The 13,635-nt window shown below is 49.0% G+C and carries 12 protein-coding genes, 1 tRNA gene and 1 pseudogene; 11 read left to right on the forward strand and 3 right to left on the reverse strand.

What is annotated here, in order from left to right:
• The first annotated feature begins 147 nt into the window (after positions 1–147).
• The 8 genes from C233_RS0101490 to C233_RS0101525 all read left to right on the forward strand — a co-directional run bounded on the left by C233_RS0101490 (position 148) and on the right by C233_RS0101525 (position 5,221).
• Positions 148–735, forward strand: a complete 588-nt coding sequence (locus C233_RS0101490; protein WP_026314686.1) for an LOG family protein — start codon at positions 148–150, stop codon at positions 733–735.
• Positions 732–1,463, forward strand: a complete 732-nt coding sequence (locus tag C233_RS0101495; RefSeq protein WP_018665709.1) for a DUF4271 domain-containing protein — start codon at positions 732–734, stop codon at positions 1,461–1,463. Before C233_RS0101490 ends, C233_RS0101495 begins: the two co-directional genes overlap by 4 nt.
• A gap of 4 nt (positions 1,464–1,467) precedes the next feature.
• A complete protein-coding gene (locus tag C233_RS0101500; RefSeq protein ID WP_018665710.1) occupies positions 1,468–2,220 on the forward strand; it encodes a uroporphyrinogen-III synthase in 753 nt (250 codons plus the stop codon).
• Positions 2,221–2,398: 178 nt separating this feature from the next.
• Positions 2,399–2,821, forward strand: a complete 423-nt coding sequence (locus C233_RS0101505; RefSeq protein ID WP_018665711.1) for a ribonuclease P protein component — start codon at positions 2,399–2,401, stop codon at positions 2,819–2,821.
• Positions 2,818–3,039 carry a membrane protein insertion efficiency factor YidD gene (gene yidD / locus C233_RS0101510; RefSeq protein WP_018665712.1) on the forward strand — a complete coding sequence of 74 codons (222 nt, stop codon included), beginning with the start codon at positions 2,818–2,820 and terminating at the stop codon, positions 3,037–3,039. The genes C233_RS0101505 and yidD overlap by 4 nt, the downstream gene beginning before the upstream one ends.
• On the forward strand, positions 3,036–3,686 hold the full coding sequence (locus tag C233_RS0101515) for a TatD family hydrolase (RefSeq protein WP_018665713.1): 651 nt from the start codon (positions 3,036–3,038) through the stop codon (positions 3,684–3,686). Before yidD ends, C233_RS0101515 begins: the two co-directional genes overlap by 4 nt.
• Before the next feature lie 78 nt (positions 3,687–3,764).
• Positions 3,765–5,057, forward strand: coding sequence for a tyrosine--tRNA ligase (gene tyrS / locus C233_RS0101520; RefSeq protein ID WP_025068538.1), 1,293 nt, complete (start codon positions 3,765–3,767; stop codon positions 5,055–5,057).
• A gap of 93 nt (positions 5,058–5,150) precedes the next feature.
• Positions 5,151–5,221: transfer RNA gene (locus C233_RS0101525), tRNA-Gln, on the forward strand.
• Between the two features lie 269 nt (positions 5,222–5,490).
• Here the strand turns inward: C233_RS0101525 and C233_RS23395 are convergent.
• Positions 5,491–5,622, reverse strand: a pseudogene (locus tag C233_RS23395) (ISAon1 family transposase); the annotation flags it as partial.
• 442 nt (positions 5,623–6,064) lie between these two features.
• Between C233_RS23395 and kduI the strand changes: the two are divergent.
• From kduI to C233_RS0101540, 3 genes are all read left to right on the forward strand, one after another.
• On the forward strand, positions 6,065–6,907 hold the full coding sequence (gene kduI, locus C233_RS0101530) for a 5-dehydro-4-deoxy-D-glucuronate isomerase (protein ID WP_018665715.1): 843 nt from the start codon (positions 6,065–6,067) through the stop codon (positions 6,905–6,907).
• 31 nt (positions 6,908–6,938) lie between these two features.
• A complete protein-coding gene (locus C233_RS0101535; protein ID WP_018665716.1) occupies positions 6,939–7,742 on the forward strand; it encodes a gluconate 5-dehydrogenase in 804 nt (267 codons plus the stop codon).
• 143 nt (positions 7,743–7,885) lie between these two features.
• On the forward strand, positions 7,886–9,118 hold the full coding sequence (locus C233_RS0101540; protein WP_025068539.1) for a DUF4861 domain-containing protein: 1,233 nt from the start codon (positions 7,886–7,888) through the stop codon (positions 9,116–9,118).
• 288 nt (positions 9,119–9,406) lie between these two features.
• On the opposite strand, the gene C233_RS0101550 is transcribed toward C233_RS0101540, so the two are convergent.
• Together C233_RS0101550 and C233_RS0101555 are read right to left on the reverse strand one after the other, a co-directional pair.
• Positions 9,407–10,021: a polysaccharide deacetylase family protein gene (locus C233_RS0101550; RefSeq protein WP_025068540.1), complete on the reverse strand. Its 615-nt coding sequence runs from the start codon at positions 10,019–10,021 to the stop codon at positions 9,407–9,409.
• Between the two features lie 118 nt (positions 10,022–10,139).
• Entirely contained in the window at positions 10,140–13,481 is a 3,342-nt protein-coding gene (locus C233_RS0101555; RefSeq protein ID WP_018665720.1) for a glycosyltransferase family 117 protein, read from the reverse strand.
• Positions 13,482–13,635 lie beyond the last annotated feature (154 nt).

Raw genomic sequence — 13,635 nt, forward strand, 5'->3', positions numbered from 1 at the left:
CAGCATAGCTTTACAGGCTATTTATTATAGAAAGCTGCTTTTCCGCTTCCGGAATATTCCGGAGCAGAATAGGCAGCTTCCTTTTTTCAAATCTCCTTAAAATCATATACCTTTGCAGCAAGTAAAAACCGATATAGCTGAAAGATGATGAATAAGATAACTTCCGTATGCGTATATAGCGCCTCGAGTACGAAAATCGACCCGGTTTATTTCGATGCCGCCCGTGAGCTGGGAACCTTGTTGGGGCAGCGGCATATCCGCCTGATTAACGGAGCCGGCAATATGGGGCTTATGGCTGCCGTTTCGGATGCCGCGCTGGCGGCGGGCGGCGAGGTTACCGGTGTGATACCCCGGTTTATGGTAGAGCAGGGGTGGCATCATACGGGGCTGACCGAGCTTGTAGAAGTGGAAACCATGCACGAGCGCAAGAAGACAATGGCAGACCTGAGCGATGCGGTGATAGCATTGCCCGGCGGTTGCGGCACGCTGGAAGAGCTGCTCGAAATCATCACCTGGAAACAATTAGGGCTTTACCTGAACCCGGTAGTGGTGCTGAACACCGGGGGCTATTTCGACCCATTGCTTGCCATGCTTCAAAAAGCTGTGGAAGAAAACTTCATGCGTACGCAGCACGGGGCTATCTGGCACGTGGCGGGTACAGCCCGGGAAGCTGTCGAGTTGGTGCACACCATTCCTTTGTGGGACGCCTCTATCCGTAAGTTCGCAGCGATATGATGAACTGGTTGGCGGTGTGGGCGGCAAGCGGGACGGAAGGTATCCCCCTTCCTTATTCTCCGAGAATGGATGACGGCATAACCATAGTCCTCCTATGTTGTTTTTTCCTGTCGTCCTATGTCCTTTCGCGTAGCCGCCGCTTCTTGTTGCAGTTGGTAAAAGACTTCTTGCTGCACCGCGAGCGTACTAATATCTTCGCTACTTCGACGGCGGGCGATATGCGCTACTTGCTGTTGCTGATTCTGCAAACCTGCATACTTGCCGGTGTCTGCATCTTCAATTATTGCAACGATATCCGGCCGGATTTGGTACATCACGTCCCCTCCCTCATACTGCTGGGCGTTTATATCGGAATAAGCCTTTGTTACCTGTTCCTGAAATGGGTGATTTATTCCGTGTTGGGTTGGATTTTTTTTGACGAAAGTACTACGACTCTTTGGCTCGAATCGTATTCTACTTTGCTTTATTATCTTGGATTTGCCCTTTTTCCCTTTGCTTTATTCATCGTCTATTTCGATTTGAGCCTGCAATCTACAATGATAATTGGATTAATTTTGGCGTTTTTTACTAAAATATTGATGTTCTATAAGTGGTTAAAGCTTTTTTGTAACAATTTATATGGCAGTTTCCTTTTAATTTTGTACTTTTGTGCCCTTGAAATCATGCCTTGTTTCATGTTATATCAAGGAGTGATGCAGCTAAACGATTATTTGATAATAAAATTTTAGGACGTTGAAAATTAAGAAAGTACTTGTGTCGCAGCCGAAACCGGCATCAGAGAAATCTCCTTACTACGACATTGCCGAGAAGTACGGTGTGAAAATAGATTTTCGCCCGTTTATCAAAGTAGAGAGCCTTTCAGCGAAAGAGTTCAGACAGCAGAAGGTGTCCATATTAGACTATACTGCGGTTATTTTTACTTCGCGTCATGCAATCGATCATTTTTTTCATCTTTGTACGGAATTACGTGTAACGATACCCGAAACCATGAAATATTTCTGTGTTACGGAGACGATTGCCTTGTATATCCAGAAATATGTACAATACCGCAAGCGTAAGATTTTCTTTGGAAATACCGGAAAGTTCGATGATTTGTTGCCTTCCATTATAAAGCACAAGACAGAGAAATACTTGGTTCCGATGTCGGATGTACATACGGATGAAATCAAGAACCTGCTGGACAAGAGCAAGATACAGCACACAGAAGTAGTGATGTACCGCACGGTAAGCAACGACTTCACTCCGGACGAGAAGTTCGATTATGACATGCTGGTATTCTTCAGCCCTGCGGGAGTATCTTCTTTGAAGAAAAACTTCCCGGATTTCGAGCAGAAAGAAATCAAAATCGGTACATTCGGCTCTACGACAGCGCAGGCAGTACGCGATGCCGGACTCCGGTTAGACCTGGAAGCGCCCAGCGTGCAGGCTCCCTCTATGACGGCGGCGCTCGACATGTTCATCAAGGAGAACAATAAAGGAAAGTGAAACGAATTATGCGTTATGAATTATAAGTTATGAGTCCGCGGGCTTGTGGCTTGTAGTCGTAACAATGGAAATACGAGCTACGGGTGGTGGTATTTATATGTCGCAGGCCTTGTAGCTCGTTTTTTATAACACACCATTTCAGTTCACAGTCTCTAATCCGTAAACAAATAATCCACTCATGGCAAATACGTTGCATAAAGCCGAAAGGCTGGATAAGAAAAAGATAATAGAAAAGATGTTTGCGGGCGGTTCGCGTTCGTTTTCGGTCTTTCCGTTGCGTGTGGTGTATTTGCCCGTAGAGGAGCTGGAGGCGGACGCCTCTATCCTCGTCAGCGTTTCGAAGCGCCGTTTCAAGCATGCGGTAAAGCGTAATTGTGTAAAGCGCCGGATACGTGAAGCCTACCGTGTGAATAAGCACGGGCTGCTGAGTGTCTTGGCAGAAAAGAAATGCCGGTTGGCTATCGCTTTTATTTACCTCTCCGACCAGTTGGTCGAATCTTCCGTGATAGAGGATAGGATGAAAACCGCATTGGCACGTATAGCCGAAAAAGTGGCGTCCCTGGACACGGATACCGCCCCAACCTCCTCCCTCGAGCCATGAAACAACTGCTTTCATACCTGCTGCTCCTTCCTATCTATTTCTATCAGAGGTGCATCTCGCCCATGATTTCCCCGGCGTGCAGGTTTACCCCAACCTGCTCCCAGTACGCCGTAGAAGCTATCAAGAAACACGGGCCTTTCAAAGGGCTTTACCTGGCAGTAAGACGAATCTTGCGCTGCCACCCCTGGGGAGGCTCCGGATACGACCCCGTTCCATGAAAATCCCGGCCGACATACATACGCACCGTTCACCGCACACACCCGGAGAGGCTATCGTAAACTGCTATCCCGCTACCTTTGCCCCGGTAGCAGGCGGGTGGTACTCGGTGGGCATACATCCCTGGCACATCCCGGATGCTGCCGTTACTCCGGCCGTCCAGTACGAAATGGAGGAACTGGTTCCACTGGCGGAACATCCGCAGGTACTTGCCGTAGGAGAGGCAGGCCTTGATAAACTTGCCGGCGCCCCGGCGGCTGTGCAGGCGGAAGTCTTTGAATTTCAGGCACGGCTGTCCATGCAGCTCGGCAAACCTTTAATTATCCATTTGGTAAAAGCTGTGGACGAGTTGCTGAGGTTCAAACGGCAGATGCGCCCCGATAATCCCTGGATTATCCACGGTTTCCGCGGAAAGGCGGCTTTGGCGGAAGAATATCTGCGGCACGGGTTTTACCTCTCCTTCGGAGAGAAGTACCGGGAAGAAGCGCTCCGTGCCGTCCCTTCGTGCCACTTGTTCCTGGAGACGGACGAGAGCGGAGTGCCGGTTGAGGAATTGTACAGGCGGGCGGCCGAAATCCGCGGAGCATCCTTGACGGAGTTTACGGCTGCGATGCAAGAAAATATCAACAAAGTCTTTTTTTGCCGATAAGAGTTGCTTGTTAATATAAAGAGTCGTACTTTTGCTCCGGACAAAGTATAAATCAAATAATTAATAGTTAATCATTCGATGAATTTTGTAGAAGAATTAAGATGGCGTGGCATGCTCCACGATATGATGCCGGGTACGGAAGAACTGCTGGCAAAAGAACAAGTGACTGCATACATCGGTTTCGACCCTACGGCAGACTCCCTGCACATAGGACACCTTTGCAGTGTGATGATATTGCGTCACTTCCAACGTTGCGGCCATAAGCCGTTGGCGCTGATAGGCGGTGCTACGGGTATGATTGGCGACCCTTCCGGCAAGTCGGCAGAACGTAATCTGCTTACTGAAGAAACCTTGCAGCGCAACATGGCGGGCATGAAGAAACAGTTGAGCAAGTTCCTGGATTTTGACTCGGACGCTCCCAACCGTGCAGAGCTGGTGAACAACTACGATTGGATGAAAGATTTTACTTTTCTCGATTTTGCCCGCGAAGTAGGCAAGCACATCACCGTAAATTATATGATGGCTAAGGACTCTGTCAAGAAGCGTCTGAACGGCGAAGCCCGCGACGGTCTTTCCTTTACGGAGTTCACTTACCAGTTGCTGCAGGGCTACGACTTCCTGCACCTGTACGAAACCAAAGGCTGCAAGCTGCAAATGGGCGGTTCAGACCAGTGGGGCAACATTACTACGGGAGCCGAACTGATTCGCCGCACCAACGGAGGTGAGGTATTCGCCCTGACGAGTCCTCTGATAACGAAGGCCGACGGCGGCAAATTCGGTAAGACGGAGTCCGGTAACATTTGGCTCGACCCCCGTTATACATCTCCCTATAAGTTCTACCAGTTCTGGCTGAACGTAAGCGATGCCGATGCAGCCCGCTACATCAAGATATTCACTTCCTTGTCTAAAGAAGAAATCGAGGCTTTGACGGCGGAACACGAGGCGGCTCCGCACTTGCGCGCCCTTCAGAAGCGCCTGGCTAAGGAAGTTACCGTTATGGTACACTCCGAGGAAGATTACAATGCGGCGGTTGATGCCTCCAATATCCTTTTTGGCAATGCCACTTCCGAGGCGTTGAAGAAGCTGGACGAGGACACCTTGTTGGCGGTGTTCGAAGGCGTTCCCCAGTTCGAAGTATCCCGTGACGCTTTGGTTGCCGGTGTAAAGGCGGTCGATTTGTTCGTAGACAATGCACCCGTATTTGCATCCAAAGGCGAGATGCGCAAGCTGGTGCAGGGCGGCGGCGTTTCTTTGAATAAGGAGAAGCTGACGGCTTTCGACCAGGTGGTTACCGTGGCCGATTTGCTGGACGGCAAGTATCTGCTGGTACAGCGCGGCAAGAAGAATTATTACTTGGTTATTGCGAAATAACACCGAGGATATGAAAAATAGTCCCGAAATATTTGCATATTTCGGGACATACCTCTATCTTTGCACCGCTTTTTAACAGAAAGCGTATAAGTTTGGACTATGGTGTAATGGTAGCACAACAGGTTTTGGTTCTGTTTGTCCAAGTTCGAATCTTGGTAGTCCAACCGATTGGTTGAGAATAGCCTCGGAAATAATATTTCCGGGGCTTTCTCATTTTAGGACAGAGGGTTAGCCGGTTTCTCGATTTCGGGTCAACGTAAAAATCTGAGGGATTCATAGATTAAGCATAAATATTTGTTAGTCTGAATAGAAAGAAAGCCCTGTCCTTTACTCCTCTGAACTGTGTTCTAAATTCGGGTCAACGTGAAAGCCTGAGGGATTTATAGATTGAGCATAAATTGGTGTCAACGTAAAACCCTGAGAGATTTATTGATTAAGCATAAATTTTTGTTAGCCTGAATAGAAAGAAAGCTCTGTCCTTTATTCCCCTGAACAGAGTTCTGAACTCCTTGATTTTGGCATTGAATGATTCCGAAGCTGCATTGGTGGAACGCCTCTGCCTGAAGCATCCCGGTCGTTGTTTTTGTCATGATTTATCAATGCTCGGGTAGACTGATTCAACTGGATGACTATCACTTGTTTATACTTAGCCTATTTCAGTATGGGAGTGAATGGGGTTCAGTCGTATAGTGAACCTATCTCAGTATACGACTGAACTCTATTCATTATACGATTGAGCCGCAACGGTAGTTATTTGTAAATAATCCTGTATTTTTCGGGAAAAGGCCGGTACAATTCCCGCTTCTTACGTGAACATTCCGGCGGTGAGCGAACTTTCGCTTATTTTATTTGTCTTTCTATTATTTTTTTCTTTCTTTGTACAATATTGATAGATAATTAGGACAAAAACGCAATGTTTTGCCGTTTTCTTTTGCTACATTTGCAATTGTGTACGCAAACGACGTACTCCCTGGTTATTGACGTGATAATTTAAAATGAGAAAAACCATGAAAACGAACTACGAAATTCGTTATGCCGCACATCCGGAAGATGCAAAAAGTTATGATACGAAAAGAATCCGTCGCGATTTCCTTATAGAGAAAGTATTTTCCCCGAATGAAGTGAACATGGTATATTCCATGTACGACCGCATGATAGTAGGTGGTGCTATGCCGGTGGGCGAGGTGTTGCCGCTGGAAGCTATCGACCCCTTGAAGGCTCCTTATTTCCTTACCCGCCGCGAAATGGGTATTTTCAATGTAGGCGGCGCGGGGGTGGTAAGAGCCGGCGATGCCGTATTCGAAATGGATTATAAGGAGGCTCTCTACCTGGGCTCGGGCGACCGGGAGGTTACTTTCGAGAGCAAGGATGCCGCCCGCCCTGCCAAGTTCTACTTTAATTCCGTAACGGCTCACCGCAACTATCCCGACAAGAAGGTTACGAAGAAAGATGCGGTAGTGGCCGAAATGGGCTCTTTGGAAGGTTCTAACCAGCGCAATATCAATAAGATGCTGGTAAACCAAGTGTTGCCTACTTGCCAGTTGCAAATGGGTATGACCGAGCTGGCTCCGGGCAGCGTGTGGAATACGATGCCGGCACACGTGCACAGCCGCCGCATGGAAGCTTATTTCTATTTTGAGATTCCGGAAACTCATGCTGTCTGTCATTTTATGGGCGAGGTGGACGAAACCCGCCACCTCTGGATGAAAGGCGACCAGGCAGTCCTCTCTCCCGAGTGGTCTATCCATTCGGCCGCCGCTACCCACAATTATACCTTTATATGGGGTATGGGCGGCGAGAACCTGGATTACGGCGACCAGGATTTCTCTTTGATTACCGATTTGAAGTAACACTATTTTTCAACCTAAATAAATAAACATCATGAATCAGTATTTGAATTTTTCTTTGGAAGGTAAAGTAGCCCTCGTTACAGGTGCTTCTTACGGTATCGGTTTTGCTATCGCTTCGGCTTTTGCAGAACAAGGCGCAAAAATCTGTTTTAACGATATCAACCAGGAACTGGTGGATAAAGGTATGGCTGCATATGCTGCAAAGGGTATCGAGGCACACGGCTATGTATGCGACGTAACAGACGAACCCGCTGTTCAGGCTATGGTAGCAACGATTGCAAAGGAAGTGGGCACTATCGATATCTTGGTTAACAATGCGGGTATCATCCGCCGTATCCCCATGCACGAAATGGAAGCTGCCGATTTCCGCAAGGTTATCGACATCGACCTGAATGCTCCGTTCATCGTTTCTAAGGCTGTTCTGCCTGCAATGATGAAGAAAGGCCATGGCAAAATCATCAACATCTGTTCTATGATGTCCGAGTTGGGTCGTGAGACTGTATCTGCCTATGCTGCCGCTAAGGGTGGTTTGAAGATGTTGACCCGTAACATCTGCTCCGAATACGGTGAATACAACATCCAGTGTAATGGTATCGGCCCGGGTTATATCGCTACTCCGCAGACTGCTCCGTTGCGTGAAAAACAAGCTGACGGTAGCCGTCACCCGTTCGATTCATTCATTTGCGCCAAGACTCCGGCGGGCCGTTGGTTAGACCCGGAAGAGCTTACAGGTCCTGCTGTGTTCCTGGCATCCGAGGCTTCTAACGCAGTGAACGGACACATCCTGTACGTTGACGGCGGTATCTTGGCTTATATCGGAAAACAGCCTAAATAATAAGCTGATAAGGTGGTAAAGGCGGTAGGTGATAGAAGGATATTACTTTACCGCCTTATTTTTTATCAGGCTGCTTATCACTTCATCGCATTACCACCCTATCGCATTATCGCTTTATCATATTACCCCATTATTTATTCAATATGAAGAAACTTCTTTTATTATGTATGACGGCTTTGTTTTGCTTCGCTTGTAATGACAGCAAGACGGTAACCGTTACGGTAACCAATCCGTTGGCCATAGAGCGCTCCGATGAAATGGTGGAGGTGTCTATGGAGACTATTACAAACCGCTTGGGTTTGGCAGACACGGCACAGATTGTGGTATTGGATGCTGACGGGCAGCAGTTGCCTTACCAGATTACGTACGACGGCAAGGTTATATTCCCGGCTACGGTAGCTGCCAATAGCTCTGTTACGTATACCATACAGGCCGGTACACCCGGAGCTTTCGATGTGAAGGCTTGCGGTAGGTGCTATCCCGAACGTATGGATGATATGGCTTGGGAAAATGATTTGGTGGCTTTCCGTGCTTACGGTCCTGCTTTGCAGGCTAAAGGGGAGCGTGGCTTCGGTTATGACTTGTTTACGAAGCGCGATACTTCCGAGCCGATACTGGAAGCGATGTATGCCAAAGAGCTGAACAAGGAAACTCTGGCTAAGATTGCCGAATTGAAAAAGACCGACCCGAAGGCTGCTGCCGAGCTAAGCCGTGAGCGTTCTTATCACGTCGACCACGGTCACGGTATGGACTGCTATGCAGTAGGCCCTACACTGGGAGCCGGTGTAGCCGCATTAATGGTGAATGACAGTATTATCTATCCGTGGTGCTATAAGAACCAGGAGATTCTGGATAACGGCCCGCTACGCTTCACTGTAAGGCTGGAGTTCAACCCTCTGACTGTAAAGGGCGATTCGACCGTCGTAGAGACACGCCTCGTTACATTGGATGCCGGCTCGCACTTGAACAGGACTGCCGTATCGTACAGTAACCTGAAAGAGACATTGCCTATTGTTACGGGTATCGTGCTGCATGAGCCGGATGGTGCTGTCGTTGCCGATGCCGCCAATGGATATATCACTTATGTAGACCCCACTACCGGTCCTGATAACGGTAAAATCTTTATGGGAGCTGCCGTTCCTACAGTTGTCAAGAAGGCGAAAACCGTACTTTTCTCTGCACAGGAGAAGAAGGAGCGTAATAATGCCGACGGTCATGTGCTTGCTGTCAGCGATTACGAGCCGGGTTCGGAGTATGTGTATTATTGGGGATTTGCCTGGGATAGAGCCGATATCAAGACTGCCGATGAATGGAACCGGTATATGGCGGATTTCGCCCGAAAAGTACGTAATCCGTTAACGGTGGAAATAAACTAAAGATTTGAGAACCGGGAATTGAAAAACCGGGAGCTATGGATTAAAGGCCGGAAGTCAGGCTGTGCGGTTATAACGCATGGCGGACTTCCGGCCTTTAACTTTGGGTTTCCGGTTCTTGACTCCGGTTTCTGACTTCATTTCCGGTTCTTGGTTCTTGATTTCAGCTTCCAACTCTCGCTTCCGACTCCTGGTTCTTGACTCCGGCTTCCGACTCCGTTTCCGGTTCTTAGTCCCCGTTTTCGCTTCCCGGCTCCCAGCTTCCCAGTTCTTGTTTCCGGCTTCCGGCTTTTACAACAGTTTAAATTCGTATCCTTCTTCTTTAAGGAACTCTATCGCCCGCGGTAACGCATATTGCAGGTTACCGTTGTTCCAGGATTTTAAGGAGTCGTGGAAGGTGATGATAGAACCGTTGCGCGCATATTTCATTACGTTGGCAAGCACCTGCGGGCCGCGGAGCTTCTTACTGTAATCGCGTGTCACCAAGTCCCACATTATTATCTTATAGCGGCGTTTCAGTATCATATACTGTGTCCACCCCATATGTCCGTGCGGAGGACGGAATAAGTCCGTTTTCATCACCTCGTTTGCTTTCTCGGCATTTGCCAGATAATCCTTGAAATTGTACTCGAATCCCCTGAGGTGGTTGTAGGTATGATTGCCGATACGGTGTCCCCGTTCTACAACCATACGGAATTCGCCGGGATGCTTGCGGATATTATCGCCTACCATGAAGAAGGTGGCTTTTATGTCGTATTTGTCGAGCAAGTCGAGAACCCACGGGGTTACTTCGGGAATAGGGCCGTCATCGAAAGTCAGGTAAACGGCTCTCTCGTTCGGGTTCATCCGCCAAATGGCGCTGGGATATAACTTACGAACAAACTCGGGAGGCTGTTCTATAAACACGGGTGTCAGCGGTTAATGATTAGTTAACGGCGATTGGCGGTCGGCAGCTTGCCCGTATAACCCTGCGCGCCGGGGCAACGCGAAAGATACGGGCAAACCGCCAATCATCAATCGTTAATTATTTAAGTCTTTCCACATATAAGTTGTACAGCTCCTCTACCTTCGGTTCATAGATTTCCGCCAGCTTGGAGTTGTATTTCTTCATGACCTTCACTTCGGCATCGAGTACCGCCCAATGGTATTCGAACTCACGGGTAGAGATTGCAAAACGGCTGTCGTCCATACTCAAGTACCACGTAAGATATTCCACGGCTTTGTCGGCAAGTGCCTGCATCATTTCATCAGCCTTGGTAGAATCGTCCAGTTGGTAGTATGCCTCGGCCATTTGTACGGCGCCGTTTTGCCAGTCGTACGGCACGTTGCAGGCAGGAATCATCTTTTCGGCATAGTCCAGTGCGGCTTTCGCCTTCTCCTTCTTGCCTTCGCGTATCAATTGCTGTACGAGCTGGGAGAAGATACGGCGGTGTGAGTGGCACATACGCATCGTATTCTCGTCAATGTAGACACCCGGCTTGTCGATACCCCCGAACTTGAACTTGTTCATCAGGTTGTCGTACATCTTCTCGCTGTCTACCTTCACACCCAGCTTGTCCGTATCGAACGGAGTGAAGCGGTAGGCAAGACCCTCCTGTATGAAGTGGTTGCCCATATTCAACTGATTCTCCGGACCTACGCTGACCGCGATGTAGATAGGACGCTCCCAGTTGGCTTCCGCCAGCATCTCGAGCATCATAAGCTCACTCTTGTACAGAGCGCGCTTGCCTTTCAGCGAGATGTGCATGTAGTCGGGGATAGAGTCGCCCGGTATCATCATACCGCTGCGGCGTACGGCTTCCTTGTCCACCTTCATGACGATGCTGTCGGTAGGAATTACTTTCAGGTCTTGGTTTTTGCTGCGTATCCAGTACTTCAGTATGTTTTTAAGCTCGTAAGGATTGTCGCCGAACTCTTTCTTCACATTTACCAATGCCTCGGTATTGCCGCTCAGCGCCTGTTTCTCTGCCTCGGCATACAAGGCGTCGATGCTCTTTTTGTATTCGGGGCGTACCGGAATATATTCGTTGGTTCCCTCTACGTACTCCATACGCTCCCAGGTGATAGGCAGGGAGGGAGAGTCGTAGGCGGGGCGCTTCATCTGGTCGATGTACCAGTCTGTCTGCAAGTAGCTGAGGTTACAAGTACGGGCATCGGTACGGAAACCTTCCGTTTCCTGGTTGTACCACAAGGGGAAGGTATCGTTGTCGCCGTTGGTGTAGATAATCGGATTACCCGTCTCTTGCAGCGACATCAGGTAGTTCTGTCCGAAATCGCGGGCAACGTAACGGTCGCTACGGTCGTGGTCGTCCCACGTCTGGCTTGCCATTTGTATGGGAACGAAAAGGCATGCCACCGAAACAACGGCGGCGGCAGGCAACTCCTTCATCCGTGCATAATGCTGTAACAAGCGGATGATACCCGCCACACCCATGCCTATCCAAATGGCGAAAGCATAGAACGAACCGGCATATGCATAGTCGCGTTCACGCGGCTGGCTCGGCGTCTGGTTCAGGTAGAGCACAATGGCTATACCGGTCATGAAGAAAAGGAAGAAAACCACCCAGAACTGCTGGATACCTTTAGCCCCGCGGTATGCCTGCCACAACAAGCCGATAATACCCAGCAACAGCGGCAGGCAGTAGAATACGTTACGCCCTTTGTTCTCTTTCAACTCTTTCGGCAGCAAGTCCTGATTACCCACGAGCAGGTTGTCGATGAACCCGATACCGGTAATCCAGTTGCCGTGTTCTATCTCGCCGTGGCCTTGCAGGTCGTTCTGGCGTCCGGCAAAGTTCCACATGAAATAACGCCAGTACATCCAGTTGAGCTGGTAAGAGAAGAAGAACTTGATGTTTTCCCATTGCGTAGGCATGGTTACCATAATCATCTCCCCGCATTTGTCGTAGGGAACGTCGTATCCCTCGATGTCCTGCCAAGCCTCGTATTGGCCGGTATGGGCACTGCTGTACATACGCGGGAAAAGCATATTCTGCGCGTATTCGTATTCGATGCGTCCGGGAATTTCGATGTAACTGTCCTTCTCGTCGGCGCTGGCTTTCTCCTTACGGATATACTTGGTTCCGTTGTAGGAGATACGCGGTTCGCAATACCCGTCCTTCACATCCAGGGCTACCTGTGAGGAGTAGGCGGGACCGTAGAACAGCGGGCGCGTGCCGTATTGTTCGCGTCCCAGGTATTCACCCAGCGTAAAGATATCCTCCGGAGAATTCTGGTCCATAGGCGTGTTGGCGGTAGAGCGGATTACGATAAGAGCGTAAGACGAATACCCGATGACAATCATCATGGTACACAGCAGCGAGGTGTTCAGTGTACGTGCCGATACACGGTATTTCTCTTTAATCTTCTCCTGCGTGCCCGGTTTGAGGTAGAGCCACAGCAGCACGATAACGATGATACCGATAACGACAGAGCTGCCGCCATGCCCATAGAAAGGAATACCTAACATGGCTATGGTCAGTATGAACGAGAGCGCCATACGCGACTTGTTCTTTTCGTTATAGCTTTCGTACACGCCCCAGATAAGGCAGGCTGCCAGCAGTACGACATATACGATGACACCGCTGTTGAAAGACATGCCGAGCGTATTTACGAAGAACAGCTCGAACCAGCCACCCACTTTTACGATACCCGGAACGATGCCATACAACACCGCCGCAACCAGCACCATAGAGGCGAGCAGCGCCAATAGCGAACCTTTCGCATTGGCATCGGGCACTTTCTTGTAGTAATATACCAGCACGATAGCCGGGAGACAGAGCAAGTTCAGCAAGTGTACGCCGATACTCAACCCCGTAAGATAAGCGATAAGAATCAGCCAGCGGTCGGAGTGCGGTTCGTCCGCCACATCTTCCCACTTCAATATCAGCCAGAACACCACTGCTGTAAACAGTGAGGAGAAAGCATATACCTCGCCCTCTACGGCACTGAACCAGAATGTATCGCTGAACGTGTATGCCAATGCACCTACCGCACCGCTACCCATGACGGTAATCAGTTGCCCTTTGGTAATGTTATTTTCGTCGGTGATAACCAGTTTGCGTACCAGGTGAGTGATACTCCAGAATAAGAACAGGATACAGGCGCCGCTCATCAGCGCACTCATGTAGTTCACCATTTTGGCCACGCTGCTGGGGTCGGAGGCAAACTGGGAAAACAGATTGGCTACCAACATAAAGAACGGAGCGCCGGGCGGGTGTCCTACTTCCAGTTTATAGCCGGTGGTAATGAACTCCGGGCAGTCCCAAAAACTTGCAGTCGGCTCGATAGTCATGCAATAAACCGTTGCTGCAATTATGAATGTAATCCAACCGATAAGGTTGTTTACGGTTTTGTACTGTTTCATTCGGATGAAATTCGTTATGGTTTTATTTCAAATTTGGCATATATGGGCGCAAAGATAATGATTTCAGTTCTAAATGAGTGACAATAAGGCGGATTATTAGGATTGGTTAAAAGATATAGGGGGAATTTTAGAACGTGGAGTTTCCATTGCGAGC

Source organism: Bacteroides gallinarum DSM 18171 = JCM 13658 (assembly GCF_000374365.1).
Classification (GTDB): domain Bacteria; phylum Bacteroidota; class Bacteroidia; order Bacteroidales; family Bacteroidaceae; genus Bacteroides; species Bacteroides gallinarum.